The organism is Flammeovirga sp. SubArs3 (assembly GCF_947387565.1).
Taxonomy (GTDB): Bacteria; Bacteroidota; Bacteroidia; order Cytophagales; family Flammeovirgaceae; genus Flammeovirga; species Flammeovirga agarivorans.
Genome location: NZ_CANDOA010000001.1, coordinates 44,065 through 63,899 on the forward strand (window position 1 = coordinate 44,065; position 19,835 = coordinate 63,899).

A 19,835-nucleotide genomic window follows, 5' to 3' on the forward strand; every position below is an offset into this window, starting at 1 on the left:
ATTCTAGATCGAATGCTTCTACTCATCTTTCTCGGACACTTCCGAAGCGGGAATTGGCACCTATCGCTGGGAACAACGGTTGCCATGACATCTACGAGCCCGTTCTCTCTGTCATTCTTGATAAGCACGCCGCAAGATAATGACAAAATGAAGAAAAGCCCACAGATTTTGCATGAAAAGGTCCGATTTATTGAAAAATCAGTAATTTTTTTTGATTTTTTTGACAGATGATAAATGATAGAAATATGCAATTTTTAAACGTATTCAGTACATTTTAAATATTTTATCTACCGATTGCGCAACAGGTTTCTAAATAATTTAATTCGTATATTTTATTTCGTTATCATATTAATGCAACCGGTTTAGTTGGTGATTGATTCAGGTGTTGCGCTACAAAACGTTTGTGCTTCCATAAAAAGTGCAATAAAAACGCTTTATCTCAAGAATTAGCACTGCATTTAACATTTGTTTTTAATTCAGATTAGCTTTAGAATTGTGATAGACAAACTATAGCCAACACATGAGCGCTCTTGATGAAAATGAAATAAACAATCTATTTAATGCTATACTCTTTTGTCTAACTATTTTTTGAACATGAGATGATCACAACAATTCATGTCTGTCCTATAAACTACAATTTTAACTAATGAAAAGATTATTACAACTCTTCAGTCTGTTGGCGATTCTGTCGTTAGCAACACTGACTTCTACGTATGCTCAAGAACGAAACCTGACGGGTATTATCTATGATGAAACGAATTCCCCAATGCCTGGAGTAAACGTTATTGTAACAGGAACTACAACCGGAACTACAACCAATTTTGAAGGAAAATTCTCACTAAATGTCCCTGAAAGTGCAGAAACATTAACGTTTAGTTATATTGGTTATTTTGACCAATCAATCGCTATTGGAAACACTTCCAACTTCAGTATTTCAATGAAAGTAGATGCTGAACAACTTGAAGAAGTGGTGGTAGTTGGATACGGCCAAATGGAAAAGAAAGATGTTACAGGTGCAATGTCATCTGTGAAATCTGAAGATTTTAACCAAGGTGTACTTACATCACCAGATCAATTGATCCAAGGTAAAATTGCTGGTGTTCAGATGACGCCTTCTTCTGGTGAACCAGGTGCAGGTGTAAACATCAGAGTTAGAGGTGGTACATCACTTACTGCATCCAATGAGCCTTTGTATGTTATTGATGGCTTCCCTATTGATAATACTGCCTCAGACCCAGGTACAGCAGGAGTATACTCTGCATCGGCTTCAAAAAACCCTTTAGCATCTATCAACCCTGCGGATATTGAATCTTTTGATATCCTAAAGGATGCATCTGCAACAGCAATTTATGGTGCCAGAGGTGCAAATGGTGTTATTATTATTACAACAAAGAAGGGTAAAGAAGGACAAGCCAAAGTCAATTACGATGCATATGTAGGTATCTCAAACATCGCAAAAAAGCTAGATGTACTTACTGCATCAGAATACAGAGCAGCCACACAAGCTGAAGGCTCAACTCCTTTAGATTTAGATGCTAATACAGATTGGCAAGAAGTAATGACAAGACAAGCTATCACTCAAAATCACAATTTAGGGGTTTCTGGTGGTACGGCAAATACTCAGTATAGATTCTCAGTAAACTATCTTAACCAAGATGGTATCATGATTAACTCTGGTATGGAAAGAATTGGAGGTAGAATGAACATCACACAAAAGCTATCTAAGAAAGTAACATTAGGTGCTAATATGATGGGTTCATTTACAAAGAACAACAACTTGCCTTATGGTGTGGGTGGTGCTCTTGATGGAGGTGTTATCAACAACATGATCCGTATGTCTCCATTATTACCTCAAGACTATTCGTCACCTAACTTACTAGAGAAAAACCCATACATCATGGCGAATTCTGTACGTGATTTCACAAATACACAAAGAGTTTTAGGTAACGCTTACGTTGAGGCTGAATTTGTTGAAGGATTAACAGGTAAGATAAATATCGGTGGAGATATTACTTCTGCAAAACGTAACGCTTACCTTCCAGGTAGTATTGAGTGGGTTGGTGAAGGAAATGGTTCTGCTGATGTTAGAAACAATTTCTTACACAACGTACTATTAGAAGGTACTTTAAACTATACAAAGACTTTTGGTGATGTAAAATTAAATGCCTTAGCTGGTTATACTTTCCAAGAGTTTGGTAGAGAGTACAATGGAGCAAATGCTACTGGTTTCCAAATTGACGATATCGCTGAGTATAACTTAAATGCAGCAAGTGGTGATAATATCTTGGTGGATTCATACAAAGAGTCAAGCAAATTAATCTCATGGATTGGTAGAGCTAACTTAAGTTTTAAAGATAAATACGTATTCACAGGTACAATGCGTGTCGATGGTTCATCTCGATTTGGTGATAATAACAAATGGGGTGTTTTCCCATCAGTTTCTGGTGCTTGGAGAATTTCTGAAGAGTTATTCTTATCTGGAAGTGATGTATTAAGCGATTTAAAACTACGCGCTGGATGGGGTATCACAGGTTCTCAAGAAATTGGTAACTACCGTTCTCTTCCAACTTTATCTGGAGATAAAAGCTATGGAGCTGTGGGGATTGGTGCTGGTGTAACGTATGACAATTATGCTAACCCTGACCTTAAATGGGAAGAAACTTCTCAGTTGAATATTGGTTTAGATTTTGAATTCTTCAATGGTATTTTATTCGGTACTATTGATGCTTATCAAAAACATACAAAAGACCTTTTATTAGAGTTACAAGCTCCTCAACCTGCTCCTGTTGATGTTTACCTTCAGAATGTTGGCGAATTGAAAAACCAAGGTATCGAGATTTCATTAAATACGGTCAACTTCTCAAAAGATAACTTTACATGGCAAACTGGTGTGGTAGCGGCTTTCAATAAAAATGAAGTTGAAAACATCGGTGATTATGAAGAAATCTTTACTGGTGCTGTTGGTGGTCGTGGTCAAGTAGGTCAGTTTGCACAGGTGATTAAACCAGGTCTTCCATACGGTACTTTCTATGGTCCTCGTTTTGAAGGTTTAGATGAAAGTGGAAATGCTATTGAATCGGAAGAAAGCTATGTACTAGGACAAGCTTTACCAAAGTGGACATTAGGTATCAATAACTCAATGACTTTTGGAAGCTTTGACCTTAACTTCTTCTTTAACGGATCGTTTGGTCATCAAGTCTTTAACAATACTGCACTTGAGTTCTCTTCTACAAATGACCTATACGGCGATCAAAGTACTTATAACGTAATGAAATCTGCTGCTGAAGAAGATATCAGAGCGACAAAATACAACTCGAAATTTATCGAAGATGCATCTTTCTTAAGACTATCAAACATGACATTGGGTTACACATTTAATATGTCTAATGTAAAATCAGTGAGCCGTCTTAGATTATATGTTTCGGGACAAAATTTATTTGTGATCACTAACTACTCTGGTTACGATCCTGAGGTGAATGCACCTGCAGGTGGTAGCCAAGTGCCTCCTATTGGTATTGATTATAACAACTACCCTGCTGCTAGAACATTTATGGGTGGTGTATCAGTAGAATTCTAATCAATAAAACTTTCACAAATAACTTCAAAAAGAAATCATCATGATAAAAAATAAATGGATTAAAATCTTTGCTGCTGCAACATTAATCGGTGCCTCAGCATGTACAAACTTAGAAGAGAAACTATATAGTTCTGTTACAGATGAATATTTCCAAGACCCAGAAAATTTACCTGCAGCTGTTGCCCCTGTATATGCTTCATTAAGAAGTTTCTATCACCATGAAAATTACTGGGGTTTCAACCAAGTTGCTTCAGATGAAACACTAGTTCCATCGAGAGGTGGTGACTGGTATGACGGTGGTAAATGGTTAGAGCTCAATGCTCATACATGGACGTCTAATCACCCCCATTTACCTGGTTTATGGAATGCTCCATATACAGGTATTGCAAGAGCAAATGGATTAATAGAATCACTTGCAGAGTTTGAACAAAATGATGAAATAATTAAAACTCAAGCTGAAATCAGATTCTTGAGAGCTTATTACTATTTCACATTAATGGATATGTTTGGTAATGTGCCATTAGTTCTTGTTTCTCAACATAATGGTGATACTCCGGCAAGTTCAAGACCTGAAGTCACTGAGTTTGTTGTAAGTGAACTAGAAGCTGTAAAAGATATTCTTGATGCTGAACCAGAATATGGTAGAGTGGGTCAAGGTGCGGCCTATTCTTTATTGGCTAAAATTTATCTTAATGCAGGTGTTTATTTCCAAGATGGTTCCACTGTGGTTGCTCCTACTGATGCTCAATTGGACAAAGTGATTGAGTACACTACTAAAGTTGAAAGTATGGGATATGCTGTTTACCCTAACTACTTGGAAACATTTAACTTAGGTAACGAGGAAAGTAACACTGATTATATTTTCTATATCACATATACTGCTGATGACCCTCTTGGAAACCACGGTAACTCATGGGGTGTTCACTACGACACTCACAAAGTAAAAGGAGTAGAATGGGCAGTTCCTTCGAAATGGAATGGTTTCTCAATCATGACTGATAGATATCAATCTTTCAATGAAAATGATTTACGTAAAGAACAATTCTATACGGAATTCGAGAAAGTGGATGGTACTATCGTTCAACATGAAGTGGAACTACCATTATTTGATGCCAACAAAACGCAAGGTGTTCGATTAATGAAATGGGAACCCGATGCAGGTGCTGTTGGAGTTACTTGGGGTGGATGGTCAGGAAATGACTTCCCTATTATCCGTTATGCAGATGTTCTACTTATGCATGCTGAAGCATTAGCAAGAAAAGGCAATCCTGGTGATGCTATGGCCTATATCAATAAGTTAAGAACAGAAGGTGAAAGATTTTTGGGAGGTGCTCCTGAAGCAGATGCTGCTACTCATTATGCTCAACTATTGGCTGATGGTAAAGTAGAAAATGAACTTGATTTCATCTTAATGGAAAGAGGATGGGAACTTTGCTGGGAAGGTGTCCGTCGTCAGGACCTTATTCGACATGGCAAATACCTAAGTGCGTGGCAAAACAAGCAAATGGAAAATGATCCAGATGCATTTGAATTAAGAACGAGTGATGATGGTAATGAATATAAATTCTGGTTACCTAGTGAAGGTAAAGCTTCTGATGGTACCCACCGTTTATTATTCCCGATTCCACCTACACAAGTCGCTGCGAATCCAAACTTAAATCAAAATGACGGTTATTAATACCTAACTGAATATAGTGAGGGGAGTCGCTAAGTCTCTTTTCTACTCCCCTATTCAATAAAATACGATAATAAGTTAAATACTTTGATAAGCTAACTGCTACTAACTTCTACTTGGGATTTCGATAAATTTTCAAACTATTGATTAAATAAGTAAACCTAGTTTCGCTTTTCATATAACTAACATTACGTAGACAAGGGCTCCGGTATACATCATTGTATGTAAATCGGGCCCTTTTCTTTTGATGACAACTTGTTGAATTATAAATAAACACCCCTTTCGTTGATACCTTTTTTGTGTTTAATACTTATCACATCTTCATCAAAATGTGACGATTAGAGGTTAGAAAATACAAATTAAACTACACTTTATGATAACTTATTGAGACTTAACGCATCTACTCATTTTTTTTCAAAAAAAAATGAAATTTTCTTCAATAAAAAATATCCAAATTAAAAGCGTAATTATTACAAGAAATAGATATAAACACTTCCATTTGCAACCGATTGAAGGGAGAGTAATCTTTAAAAAGTGATAATATCAACCGATTGCAATAGTAAAAACCACAAGAAAACACCTTTATCAAAATAATATTAGAAAAGTACAATTTTCAGTAAAAATCACATAGTTTGTTCGTATTCTAATATTTGTAAAATTTCACAGATTGTACTACTATTGTAATAAGAAAATGAAAATGAAAACAAGAATAACTGTCCTTATTGTACCATTTAGGACAGTAAATATGAAAATTAGATAATTTATAAATTAGAATTATTACATGATAACGATTGTACGTTAATCTACATTAAGTACAATTATTTACAACGATATATGGCGGGTTAAAGTGGAGTTTTTGTCTATGACTCTGCAAAAAAGTCAGAGAGGATTTATGCCTCTCTGACATTCCCTTTCATCTAAAGACTTAAAGGTCTTCATATAAGTAGCACATAAATACATAAAGAAACTCGAATTTGCCTTAAACATGAGGTTAGTTGAGAATTGTTCGCTTAATAAGGTATACGTTTCTGTATACCGATTCACAAATGATCTCAAGGAGATCGTCAGTATTTAATGTGGCTCATTTTTGAGCGCGGGGACACTCTCCCGCCATACTTATAGACAAGTCTCCTATACCTTAACGGGTATAGGAGTACTTGTCAAGAATTTAGTTTGTAGTGAGTGATTAGAGTGTGGAAAAAGCTGTTCTTTCTAAAAAGGGCAGCTTTTTTTGTACGTTGTGTTTATAAGCAAAAACTAACAACAGCTAACGATTTTATTTCCATTGAGTTCTTTTAGACCAACTTTAATACATACTGATTTGACCATTGGAAATAGCTATCTCTTCTCCTATATCCCACCTCTTAAAGAGACTTATACGATTCTAACACACTTGTTAATAAATAAGTTATTCTACAAATAATGTGCTTTAGTTTGAACCACTAATTTGAAATACTACTGTGCATACATCTTGTTTTATTTGTAAATATGATACTAATATGAATGCAACTAATGATAAAATTGTAATAATTAACTTTTCATTTAGTTGACGCTTCGATCCATTTTTCTTCATGGAATTCTCTATAGAAGTCTAGTTGTTCATTAAATACATAGAAAGTTCCTTCAGTATTTCTCCCAAAATTCACAAGTGTCTGGCCTTGTCCAAAAAAACCATCTCTTTTAGGTGAAGTTACTTCAGTATTAAATACATAAAGAATTTCACTAGTTGGAGTGTACTTATATAAGCCCCCTTTTACGAAATTGTGAGATGAAACATATTTGATATCTAATACATGTTTTACTTCTTTCTTTTCTGAACATGCAACACTAATGATTGTTAGTAGGATAAAAGTTATTTTTTTCATTTTTACTTCTTTTACCTTGAATAGGGCAAAACGAAGTAAAAAACCCTACTTTAAACTTAAAATTTCTTCAAGTCTCAATAAATATTCTCCAATCCAGTACCTTGAACTTGATAAAACGCTTAAAATCAGCCTTGAGGAAAATAGGTGAGTTGAGATAACCTTATAAAGATCTATTTATTATCCTGTTTCTGAATAATATTCTATTACTAATGACTCAATGCATTAGTTTTACCATTTCTCCTACCTTTTAGTAATTAAGCTGAAACTCTTTCACCCTCAATTCGCTACCAACACCTCCATTAAAATTTGCTCCATCATAACTAGAAGAGTAAACCACAATAATATGTGTCGGTGATTTAGAGACCTCTGCAAACCCATGTTCAGGCATTCTTTCATTATTCGTACTTGGCATCATATACGGAGCCAGATCATTATGATTTCCATAAAGAAGTAGGATACTAATTTCCTGAAAATCATTCATACTCTCATCTGTTCTATACCAACCTGTCGCTAAACGGTATCGTTTTTCATCCTCTCCACTACCTTCCCTTACTTGTAATAATACATACACATCACAGGCATCCATACCTTGATCAAAACGCTTTGGTAAATACTGTATAGATGTTGTAAAACTCTTCGGTTTATCGTTAAATGGAATCCCAAAATCTGTGATCACATTGGTCAGTCCACTTCCTTGAATCTCTCCAGTATATAATGATCCTGCGGCTATCACACCTAACATAGAAGTTGTTCTCAAAACCGTATATTCATACTCTTCTATCGATGGATATGGGAACACTGTTTGGACTCCAGTTGGGATAATTAGATCTGCAGCCCCTACATCTCCTGTCCGCCACGGAGTAACACCAAAAGTGGAACCGGGTAAATAGAATTTTCTATTGGCATTACTTTCATCATCTTTTCTACCACCATAATACCAAGTATTAAAATCTGAATATGGAATTTGATCACCAATTCTTTCTTCATCATTGTCATAATCTACTTGAACCGTCCATTCTATCCCCTCGAAAGAAAAGATAACATCTTCGGAAAAATCATGTGTTTCTTGGGGAAGAGGAAAAACTATTGCATTTGCAGGTGAATAGCTAAAGGTCTCAATAAATAAATTTTCTTTATCAAGGAAAAATGGAATTTTCACCTTCACTATTCTATTCACATTATCAAGCTCAGCTGCAATCTGTCCTTCTATGCTGAAAGAAGTAATATTCACATTAAAATCGGCTTCAATCACATGGACTGTCCACTCATAATCTTGATAAGTAGAAACAATAAAACGAACCTCCTCACTAAAATCTTTCACTTCATTAAACGAAGGGGTGATCGTCGCATCTTCGGTAAAAGTGAGATCCACAATTTCAAGGTTAGTGATATCTGTCCCAAAAGGAACCATTACTTCAATTCGTTGCTCGTCAGAAGATATCATTGCACCTCCTTCTTGAACTTCCAATTGGAAGCTTAATATCTCTCCAAAGATGTAAGGATAAGGCACATCGTTTTTGATACATGAAGTAAAAAGTAATGATAATAAGATGATGAATTTATATATATTTTTCATGGTTGCAGTTATTTAGATATAGATGGAAAGGCCAATGTTTAATGTGAAAATATCTAAGTTGAAGTTAGCATTACCTGATCTACGCGTTCCTTGATCAACTTGGTTTTCTGTTTGATGTGTCCATTGATAATTAATACCTATCACATCAAGAGATGTTTCGATGGCAATGTTATTATTAATAAAAGCAACCATACCTGGTGATATTCCTAAACTTACTTGATTTGTAGTGGTATAACTTCCTCTTATATCCAATTTATGGTCTCCAACTGCCAATTCTTTAGATTGCCCATAACTGTAGGACAACCTTACTTCATTAAATAGTCCAAATCGATTACTTATCCCTAAACTGATGTAGTTTCTCATAAAAAAAGAAGTACTATATGTATGAGAAACTTGAGATGAACCATTGATTGAAAAAGACAGATCGTCTCCTAAATCCATGTTTAATTGGTCAATATTCAATTGCCCTCTTGTATAACCGAATCTCCCCCCAATTGCAAGGTTATCTTTAACAAAGTAGGCAAAATAAGGACTTACGTTCAGGTTATACCCATCTCCATCCCAATCTTCTAAAATCAAAAATTGGTAGTTATCATTATTATGATGTGAATATTGAAAAGTTGCCCCAGCAAGCCACTGTCCTTTCGGAATAAAAACTCTATTTTTAATGCCTCTATCAAAGTCTCTAGTGTGTTCATTTTTTTGACTAAATGATGTTGATGAGATAAGCAGGAATAGACAAATAAAATGTAGTGAGGTAGTTCTTTTTTTCATGATACTTTTGATTTGAGATACAGGTTTATGCTTTGACGATTTTTAATGATTTTCTCTTCTCTTTATGATTTTTCTTTAATTCAGACCAATCTTTTCCCTTCAGACAATAATTATAATCCACTTTCTTCATTCTTAGTTTTGCCTGAATCCAAGGCACAGGAGAAACAATTAACACCATTGGTGCAGCAAACACACCCATTGAGAGAGCCCCAACGGTTAGAACTTGTGAGAAACGTGCCTTCTTATGCAATTTGGTATGATGGTACTGAATAGCTTCTTCTTTTAATTCTTGAAGTTCAGCGTATTCTTTCATAAAGTCGGCTGTGGCTTCATGGGTTTTAAAAGACTCATACCTTACATAATCTATATCCGATTTTTGTATAAAGTGAACCTCTTTTTTCCTTACAAAAGCAAAAGTGTTTTCGGTAGATAAATGCTTCCCTTTTTTCCATTCCTTTTTAGTAACAGAAACAACTTCTCCATCATTTAAGTGGATATTGATATTGTCCATTTCAGTTGGAAGTGATATAGCAGAAGCAACAGCTTGAATAACAATGATTGACATAAGATATAATTAAGTTTAAAAGTTAATGATCAATTTAGTTTCCTCTTATGGAAACATTTTTTATAAAGTTTTAGCCAAAAAGTGGCGGTTATTTAATACATCATTTTCTATATATATCCATTACTTTTTAAGTGCCTCCAACTGTTCTGGAGTATAATTCACCTTAAAAAGAATACTGTAATATGATGGTACAAAGATTAGGGTAATGACTGTTCCGAATAATAATCCTACCATGATAGTCACTGCCATTGGTTCCCAAATCGCTCCTCCTCCTAAATAAAGAGGTACTAAGCCTAACACCGTTGTGAATGTTGCTAATATGATAGGTCGGAATCTTTGAAGACAAGCTGAAACGATGGCTTCTTGTGGTGATTTTTTCAATTCTTTTTCCTCTACCTCTATTCTTTCTACCAATACAATGGCATTATTGATCACAATACCTGCTAGTGAAATCACCCCTAAAAAGGCCATAAATCCGAATGGTACTTGAAAGACTAAAAGACCTAACACCATACCTATAACACCCAATGGAATAGTTAACACAATCAGTGACATCTTTCTGAATGAATTGAACTGGATTATCAATAACATCACGATGATAAAAGCTGACAATGGTAAGTATTTAAATACAGCTCCCATGTTTTCAGCACTTTCTTGTTCATCACCTCCTAAACTATAAGTATACCCTTTATCCCAAGTTTGTTGTTGCTCTTCTAACCAAGGTTTCAATTCTATCATAATCTCATTGGCATTACCACTTGCTGTCAATTCACTTTCGACATTGATAGACCTTTTAAGGTTTTCTCTTTTGATCTGTGTGTATTGCCAATGAGGTATCACTTTCGCTACTTGACTTAAAGGAACACTCTTTCCTGAATTTTGACTGTAAACATTGGTTGTTTTTAAAGTAGATAATGATTGAGAAGAGTTCTCTTTACTTTGTAATATTATTGGAATCGATTTCTCGTCTTCTCTATATTCCCCAGTTTTAAAGCCTTCCAAAATCGTTTGTAATGAAATAGCAATATCTTGATTGGTTATACCTGCAGCTTGTGCTTTATTCTGATCAATTTCAACAATAAATTTCAAGCCTTTTGGCCCCCAATTGTCTTTTACATTTTTAGTTCCTGAAATTGAAATCAACTTCTCTTTTATGGTATTTGAAATTTCTGTTAAACGTTCTGGGTTTTTACCTGACACTTTCACTTCTATTGGTGCTCCTCCGCCACCAGCTCCAAGTAAAACCGTTTTTATATCTGCATTAGGAAACTCTTTAAAGCAGTAGCTATCAATTTGTTCTATCAAATTAGAGTTCACTAGGTGGTGGGTAGTATTGACTAAAATATGTGCGTAGTTGGCATTAGGTTCGTCTGCACTGTATCCTAAATCATATGCAGATGGGCCTTCACCAATATAAGAAGTCCAAGAAACAATACCCTCTTCTCTGTCATCATTTACTAATAAGTGACTTCTAAAGTATTCTTCCATAGTTGATACCACCTCTTGTGTTTTTTCAATTTTTGTTCCTTGAGGTAAATTAATATCAATCGTAATCATATTTCTATCACTCTTTGGAAAGAATAATACATCCAAAAGACCAAAGCCAAAGATTGACATGACAAACAAAACAGCTACGCCAGATACCACTGTTCTCTTATATTTTAAAGCAATAAGAATAACCTTTTGATACCCGTTTTTTAACGCATCAATCATCTTATCCAAAAGCTTTTGCTTTTCTACTTTATTGACTGGTTTTACTTTTAAGAAATAAACGCATAAGAGTGAAATAATACTTAAAGAGATCACCCAAGAAGAAAGTAAAGCTATAGTAATCACGACGAAGATAGGTCCCATGATATCTCCCATTACTGATTCCGCCATATAGAATGATAAGAAAGCAGCAGAGGTAGTTAGTGTAGAAATCAATAAAGGATTAAATAATTCCTGTACTGAATCGATGGCCGCCTTTTTGACTTCAATCCCCTCTTCCATTTTAACCATAATCGATTCTGCAACCACAATAGCATTATCTACCATCATTCCTAATGCCATAATCAATGCGGCTAATGAAATCTGATTGATACCAACATCAAGCAATCCCATTACCATAAAAGTTGTGATAGTTACAATAGGTATTAAACTCGCAATGACTAAACCTGTTCTAAAACCTAAAAAGATGATCATTACTGCTAGTACAATTACAATAGATTGTAAAAGGTTGACTTCAAAATCATTTACTTTGTTTTCTATATATTCATCCAATGATGAAATTCTTAACACCTCTAAACCAATTGGCAACATTTCGTTGTACTCTTCAATTACATGATCTACTTCATTTCCAAGAGTCAAAATATTGCTTCCCTCCTTTAAAGAGATATGTAATGAAACTCCTTTTTTACCACTCACTTTTACGATCTGCGATTCTGGGTAGATATATCCTTTTTCAATCACAGCAACATCCGACAGCTTGATCACATTTCCTTTACTTCCGACTGAGAATAACATGTTTCTAATGTCCGACAGTTCGTCAAAGTTTCCTGTAGGTTCCAATACAATTCTTGTGTCATCAACATTAATTTCTCCTCCAGAGTTTAAAATATTTGTCGCACTAATAATTGATTGCAAACCATTGGATGTCAAACCATATCTTTTCAATTTTACATTATCAAACTTAATAAAGACTCTTTCCTCTTGTATGCCGTTTATTTCTACTTTTGCGGCATCATTCAAGCTGATAAGATCATTTCTTAGATCGTCTGCTACTTCCTTTACTTCTGCATAAGAAAATCCATCACTTGAAATCCCCAATACAATTCCGAAAACCTCTCCAATTCCTTCATCTTGCAACTGAGGGTGAACATTCTCCGGAAGGTCATTCATCATTTCCAATTTTCTTCTTAGTCTGTCCCATACATCCTGTAAGTCCTCAGGAGCAACTTCCATTTTTAGCTCAACATTAATTACTGAAAGTCCTGTTCTAGAATCACTAGTTACCTCTTTTAATTCTGGTAATTCCTGTACAACTTTCTCTATTTTATCTGTAACTAAGTCTTCGACTCTATTGGGACTCGCTCCAGGAAATGAAGTAACTATTGACGCAACTCGCACCGTATAAGGGGGCATACTATCTCTAGATAAAGTATCATAAAACATTACGCCCATTAGCATTACTACGCCTAAAACACTTAATACAATACGGTTTTTCTCGATTGAAAATTTGGCTAAATTAATCATGGCTTTTTAAAATAGATGTAGAAGAATAAGAAATTAAAGTTTTACAGTTTGTCCAGTTAATAAAGTTTGAAGGCCTGCAGTAACAATCATATCGCCTTCAGTTAGTCCTGACTCAATGATGATACCATGATCCAGTAGGTCTCCTACTTGAATTTTTCTTTTGTGTACAGTAGCAGTATCGCCTTGATCTTTGGTGATGTAATAGACAAAGTTTCCTTCCTGATCTTCACCTACTGCACTTAAAGGCAATACAATTGATGTATGGACTTCTTGGTCTGATGAAAAATTGAAAGTGACTTCAGTAACCATACCCGAATAAATCGATGATGCTATTTCCTCTAACTCTATTTTCACTGGGAAAGTCGCACTTTCGTTATCAATAATCGGTGATATCTCAGTTACTCTACCACTTAGAATTTCATCGCTGGAAGTGAAATTCAGTGCTACTGTTTCATGCTGATTAATTTGAGAAATTACATTTTCAGGTACACCCACCATTACATTTATACCGTCGCCTTCATTCAGTTTGATCACAGTTTGACCGTTGCTTACTGTTTCATTTAAGTTAGCTTCCACAGCTGCAATAGTACCATCCTTAGGGGCGTAGATGTAACCAAATCTAATTTGTTCTTTATCTATTGCAAGCTTTCTCTCAGCTGAGGCGTATTGATTAATAGCATTCTCAAATGTGTTTTTAAGTGTCTCGTATTTACTTAAAGTAAAGTTGCCTTTTTCGTACAACACTTTACCTCTAATGTATTCTGACTTCGCCGTAAGCATATCTGATTTTGCAGCGTTTAATGCAGATAATGATTGCTCAAATGATAATTTTGCTTTTACGTTATCCAGTCTCATTAGCAAATCTCCTTTCTTTACTTTCTGTCCTACTTTTACTAATTTTTCTGTTACGATCCCATTATTTCTAAAACTCAATTCAACTTCCTGACTTGCGACTGCATAACCACTGTATGTCCTCTTGTCGTCGATATTTTGCTTTTCAATTTTTAAATAACGTACACTTCTAATCGCTTTTTCTTCTTCATATTGTTCGTTTGTACATGAGATAGAAATCATTAGAACAGCTAAAAAAGGATATATAAACTTTATATTTTTCATAATTAGTATTTTATGTTTCCTAAAAAGGAAACCAATGTTTTATAATTTTGTCAATCTTCATATGGATGATAACAATTGACATTAATGATTTTACAAATTGAATTAAAATGTTTCCTTATTTGGAAACCAATTAGATTCAGAAGATTAAATTTTAGTAATTGAGAAACATAATAAAATTTGATAGATGAATAGATTAAATGTTTCCTTTATTGGAAACTTATGATACAAACATAATAGTTTATTTCCTAAACAGGAAACATGATTCAAGTCCATTAACAATATTAATTCGACTTCTTTCATTTTATTAAATTTCACAGTACCAGTCACTGAATTTCAATAGATTACTACAACACACATTTATACTATTGACGAATATATTTCATTGCTCTAGCCATAAATGCAGTGTTCTTTTCTTCACTACTAATAATAAAGAAATGACCAATTGCTCTTTGTAATTGTAGAGACACCATAAAATAATTATACTGTGCTGTGGTTAATGCTAGTTGTGTTTCTAGAAAATCATTTTGTGCATCAATCAATTGTATCACAGGGATAATTCCATTAGCATACTCGTCTTGCGACAATGCTACATTTTCTTGAGACACTTCTAGGTTTGATTTAGAGATTTCGATGTTAGCAATCTCATTCGTTAGTGCCAATATTATTTCATGAATATATTTATCAATTCCTACTTCAAATTGGTTCTTTTGTACCAATAATTGATCGTATTGAATTTTAGTTTTTTGTTGATTGATATTTCTAGTATTCTGTTGGAATATTGGTATGGATACATTAACTCCAACAGTATAATTATTAAGTGGTACGTCAGGGAACCCTGCCGGTAAATTCATCCCTGCTCCATCACGATACAAAAACTGATTGTACTGTCCCTGAAGAGCAACCGTCGGAAGAAAACGACCATTTTTCTGCAGTTTATAATTTCTGTTTATAGCCTCCTTACTGTATTCTATCCCTTTCAATTCTGGAGCATTTACTTTTGCCTCATCAACTAAAAAATCAATCAGTAACATACGGTCTCTAGGATTATCCAAAAGGGAAATTAAGGCATTATATTCACTCAATGTTTTCTCATTAAATAACATCAAACTATCTTTTAATGCTATATTTTCTTCCATCGGCAAATTCAAAAGTTGGTTTAATACTAAATGTGATTGTGCCTCCGCATTCTTAGCTTCTATCATAGATTGAGTATTCTGAGCCAGTTGACTTCTAAACCTTAGTAGATCCGATTTTCCTCCAACACCTAATTCGATATTTTGTTCCGATAACTTTAAGTTTTCTTTGGTTAAGCTCAAATTTTGAAACTGAATATGCTTATTAGCATCAAAGATTAAAGTATTAAAATAAGCGGTTCCTATCTCTAAAAGTGCATCCAGCTCTTTTGCATTGTACTCTTCTTTTTGAGCCTTTAAATTAGATTTTGAAATAGAAATATTAGCTGAAGCAGCAGCAGAATAAATAGTCTGATTTAATTGTACATTCCCATTGACCATATATTCAGGATTTTGTCCAAATGATAACTCTGCCATTTCCGGGTTTAAATAATTTCCTCCAGCATTCACAGCTACTTCTGGTAAGTAATTTGACTTGGAAAGTTTCACTTCCTGATTTTTCAACTCGATATTCTTCCTTTCTACATCCAATTCAAGGTTTTGATTGACCATTAAATTCATGAGTTGCTTTAGAGAAAATTGCTCCTGATTTAAATTAATTTTCTCATCCACTAAATTATATTGCACTAATTCGCTGTTTGTCACATTCAAACCCAACCAATCTGCTACTTGAAGATTAATTGTCAGTTCTTTATCATAATTTATCTCCACAGGTAATGTTGCAGCATCTTCACCTGAAGAAATTGCTTCTAATGTTAGTGCGATTCTTCTGAAAATCTGATCAATATTTACTTTTGGTTGATTTGTCGCCAATATCCCCATTTCTACTTCTTTAACTCCATAGGCAGAAAATGAAGGTAATTTTTTGGTATTGATTTCTGTTATTAAGTCTAACAGTTCTGACTTAGATAATTGGGACACACTATTCACATATACCGCATCAATATCAGAAGGCAAATCTACTTTTTGTCCTTTTTGAACAGGTATTAAAGTGTATTTAAAATCTTCAGCTGCTAAAGCATGTTCTAAAAATGAAACAATTGGTGTTAATTCTAAAACATAATCATCAACTACAATCCCTACATGTTGATATTTCACCAATTGACTAAAATCCTTTAGGTCATCTTTATAAGAATAAGGAGTTATAAAGTAGGTAAAATTCTTTATTCCAGAACTTTTCTGTCTAAACGGTATTTCATCTATAATATCCTTATTGACAAAGCCTAGCAAGATGGTTGGCACTTCAAACTCAATATTTGATTCATAAAACATAATTGAATTAGCAATACCAAAAGAGAGAATAATATCTGCTTTATTATCTACAAGGGTTTTATAATTTAACCTTGCCTTTTGTGGGTCATTGTCACAAGACAATACTTCTTGAAAGTCGATGACATATTCTTTCCCAACAAGATGATTAATTTCAGAGGTAAGCTGTTCGTACAAAGTCTGATTATCAATTGATTTAGCATCAACCATAATACCTATTGATAATTTCTCTTGAGCAAATAGAGAGAGACTAAGCATAAATACATAACATGTAAGTAGTAAATATTTTTTCATGATATTGATTTTTGTTTCCAATAATGGAAACTTATTAGAGATAATGATTTAACGATTTGTCTTAAGTTGACAGTGGAGAATTAGATGAAGATAGATCTTACCTTAATTTGTTATAATGATAGCAGTTACCGAGATAATAATTAAAGGTAAATACATTTTAATCCATTGAATGATATTGTCTTTTTTCATTTTTATTAGGGTTAAGTTTCTGTAAATGGAAACCAATAGGATGTAAAAATCAGCCCATATATCGACTGTTCTGATAATGGTATTGGAAAAATTAAAGTTTTATTGATTGACTAGGATCTTATAATTAATCCTTTGGAAAGTATTTATGTGTTACCAACTTAAGAAATTGAATAATCTCTTTATTGAAAGTAACTGTTTTACTCATCAATTCTTTAATATCAGGAGCATTATCATTTCTTCTAGAAACACATTCATCAATTAGTTCTGTTTCCCTAGTCATATTCTGTACAACAAGATCCATGTAGGTTGAAATACCATCAGAATCTAAGTAGAATAATCTTTTTCTTGATGAATTAGGATCCAAAATAGAGTCCACTCTATGTTTATCTTTTAATGATTTAAGGGCTTTACTTACTGCTCCTTTCGTTGCTCCAGTGATCTCCACTAAATCATTAAAAGTAAGGTATTTATCATTTGACAAATAAAATACACCTAATATCTTACCTGCTAATGGCGAGAACCCTCCCCCTTGGTGGGTGATAGATAATTGCTCTAATATTTCTTCTTTATTCATCGTAAATAAATCTTGTTCTATTTTTACTTTCCAACAAAGGAAACAAATAATTCAGAGAATTACATCAATTTAAGTCAGAAGATTATTCATTAAACTTTTATTGAAAACTCTTAACCACTTTAGTTTCCTTACTCAGAAACTATGATACAATTATACGGGTAAGTTTCCAAATAAGGAAACACAGTTAAACTGTATTAACATAAAAAGCAATAATTATGAAAAAGAGCAACAAAAAAAGCTGCTACCCTACTAAAAGGATAACAGCTTCTAAGTTTATCTTTGATTTGAGATTAACCCTCACATGAGACACAAACATCTTCTGTGACATTCATTTGAGCTCTCAAAATACTTTCACTTCTTTGGTAGTATAATGTTTTTACTCCTAAAGCATGTGCTTCAAGCATTACTGCATTAATATCTTTTACCGGTGTTGATGGAGGGAAGTTCAAGTTCAAGCTTTGAGATTGGTCAATAAATTGTTGACGTAACGCAGCTTGACGAACAATAGCCATCTGGTTGATTTCTTTGAAAGTAAGGAACAATTCTTTCTCTTCTGGAGTTAAAGCATTGATATTTTGTACTGAACCCCCGTCTGCTAAAATTTGTTTCCAGATATCATCATTGTTCAATCCTTTTTCTTCTAGCAACTCTTCTAACTGCTTATTTTTTCTTGAGAATACACCTTTAGCAGAGTCCATTACATAATAGTTACTTGCCATTGGCTCAATACCAGTTGAGTATCCACCAGCAATCAAAGCATTAGAAGTTGTAGGAGCAATAGTTAACAATGTAGAGTTTCTTCTACCTGTATCCATCATTACCTTAGGCTCACCATAAGCGTTCGCTAACTTTTCTGAAGCTCTGATAGATTGCTCTTTAATTTGTTTGAAGATAATTCTTGTCCAAGAATCAGCCGCAATACCAGCAAAAGGAATTTTCTTCTTTTGTAAGAAGCTATGCCATCCTAAAACACCCAAACCTAATGCTCTATGGTTTTTAGCAAAGTTCACAGCTCTTTGCATGTGATCAATACCTTTGGCTTTATCAATAAACTCTTCCATTACTGCATCTAAGAAGAAAGTAGCTGTCTCAACTAAGTCAGTATCTTTCCACTCATCATAACGCACTAAGTTTAATGATGACAAACAACAAACGAATGATTCTTCTTCATTAGAAGGAAGCATGATCTCAGAACAAAGGTTAGAGGCTTTGATTTCCATCCCTTGATCTTTGTACCATCTTGGACGTTGATTGTTTGCGTTATCTTTATATAAGACATAAGGAATGCCTTTTTCAATTCTAGATTTGATCACTTTTGCCCAAACCTCACGGCTACGTCTGTCTCCTTCTCTTACCTTTTGAATAAAGTTATCAGAAACAGTTACACCCATGAAAATATTTTGAATTGTCTTTCCAACATCTTTAATAGTTAGAAATTCGTCGATATCTTCATGCTCAACGTCAAGGTAAGCAGCAAGCATACCTCGTCTTGTACTTCCTTGGTTTGTACCGTTGATTACTGAATCAAACATTTCCAAGAAAGGGTATACACCGTTTGAAGTACCGTTATTTGTTATTTCAGCACCTCTAGGACGTACATCAGACATATTGATAGAAGTACCTCCACCAATTTTCGACATCATCATTACTTCTGCTAAAGTAGAACCGATACCAGCAATACTATCAGGCACATAACTACCAAAACAACTGATTGGTAATCCTCTTTCTGTACCCATATTTGACCATACAGGTGAAGCAGGACATAAATAGTTATTCCAAATAGCGTCAAAGAATCTTTTTTCGAAATCGGGTCTTTTTAATCGAGTTGCAGCAGCTTTAGCAATTCTTGTTACAGCATCTCTTACAGTTTCACCTTCTAATAGGTAACCGTTATTTAAAGTTTGCAATCCTTCATGAGTCATCCATTTTGGGCTTGCTTCCAAATTAGATGCTTCAGCAGTTAAAGTAATTTCAGACATAATTAAGAACTGAGG

At 34.2% G+C, this 19,835-nt stretch carries 11 protein-coding genes and 1 riboswitch; of the genes, 2 read left to right on the forward strand and 9 right to left on the reverse strand.

Annotation, left to right across the window (positions count from 1 at the left end; genetic code table 11):
- Positions 1 to 19: 19 nt before the first annotated feature.
- Positions 20 to 127, reverse strand: a riboswitch (SAM riboswitch).
- Between the two features lie 519 nt (positions 128 to 646).
- Both QL232_RS00195 and QL232_RS00200 read left to right on the forward strand, forming a co-directional pair.
- Positions 647 to 3,577: a TonB-dependent receptor gene (locus QL232_RS00195; protein ID WP_281612532.1), complete on the forward strand. Its 2,931-nt coding sequence runs from the start codon at positions 647 to 649 to the stop codon at positions 3,575 to 3,577.
- Between the two features lie 40 nt (positions 3,578 to 3,617).
- The gene (locus QL232_RS00200; RefSeq protein WP_281612533.1) at positions 3,618 to 5,255 is read left to right on the forward strand and encodes a RagB/SusD family nutrient uptake outer membrane protein; all 1,638 of its coding nucleotides are present in this window, start codon (positions 3,618 to 3,620) and stop codon (positions 5,253 to 5,255) included.
- A gap of 1,535 nt (positions 5,256 to 6,790) precedes the next feature.
- On the opposite strand, the gene QL232_RS00205 is transcribed toward QL232_RS00200, so the two are convergent.
- The 9 genes from QL232_RS00205 to QL232_RS00245 all read right to left on the reverse strand — a co-directional run bounded on the left by QL232_RS00205 (position 6,791) and on the right by QL232_RS00245 (position 19,820).
- Positions 6,791 to 7,117, reverse strand: a complete 327-nt coding sequence (locus QL232_RS00205) for a hypothetical protein (RefSeq protein ID WP_281612534.1) — start codon at positions 7,115 to 7,117, stop codon at positions 6,791 to 6,793.
- A gap of 247 nt (positions 7,118 to 7,364) precedes the next feature.
- A complete protein-coding gene (locus QL232_RS00210; protein ID WP_281612535.1) occupies positions 7,365 to 8,693 on the reverse strand; it encodes a PCMD domain-containing protein in 1,329 nt (442 codons plus the stop codon).
- Between the two features lie 12 nt (positions 8,694 to 8,705).
- Complete coding sequence (locus QL232_RS00215) at positions 8,706 to 9,467, reverse strand: hypothetical protein (protein ID WP_281612536.1); 762 nt, start codon at positions 9,465 to 9,467, stop codon at positions 8,706 to 8,708.
- A 25-nt stretch (positions 9,468 to 9,492) separates the two neighbouring features.
- Positions 9,493 to 10,032, reverse strand: a complete 540-nt coding sequence (locus QL232_RS00220; protein ID WP_168884610.1) for a hypothetical protein — start codon at positions 10,030 to 10,032, stop codon at positions 9,493 to 9,495.
- A 120-nt stretch (positions 10,033 to 10,152) separates the two neighbouring features.
- Positions 10,153 to 13,266 (reverse strand): efflux RND transporter permease subunit, encoded by a 3,114-nt coding sequence (locus QL232_RS00225; protein ID WP_281612537.1) that lies wholly within the window; start codon positions 13,264 to 13,266, stop codon positions 10,153 to 10,155.
- 33 nt (positions 13,267 to 13,299) lie between these two features.
- Positions 13,300 to 14,382, reverse strand: coding sequence for an efflux RND transporter periplasmic adaptor subunit (locus QL232_RS00230; protein WP_281612538.1), 1,083 nt, complete (start codon positions 14,380 to 14,382; stop codon positions 13,300 to 13,302).
- A gap of 362 nt (positions 14,383 to 14,744) precedes the next feature.
- Positions 14,745 to 17,078 carry a TolC family protein gene (locus QL232_RS00235; RefSeq protein ID WP_281612539.1) on the reverse strand — a complete coding sequence of 778 codons (2,334 nt, stop codon included), beginning with the start codon at positions 17,076 to 17,078 and terminating at the stop codon, positions 14,745 to 14,747.
- Between the two features lie 313 nt (positions 17,079 to 17,391).
- The gene (locus QL232_RS00240; protein ID WP_168884607.1) at positions 17,392 to 17,841 is read right to left on the reverse strand and encodes a hypothetical protein; all 450 of its coding nucleotides are present in this window, start codon (positions 17,839 to 17,841) and stop codon (positions 17,392 to 17,394) included.
- Between the two features lie 290 nt (positions 17,842 to 18,131).
- Positions 18,132 to 19,820: a ribonucleoside-diphosphate reductase subunit alpha gene (locus QL232_RS00245; RefSeq protein WP_168884606.1), complete on the reverse strand. Its 1,689-nt coding sequence runs from the start codon at positions 19,818 to 19,820 to the stop codon at positions 18,132 to 18,134.
- Positions 19,821 to 19,835: the final 15 nt, after the last annotated feature.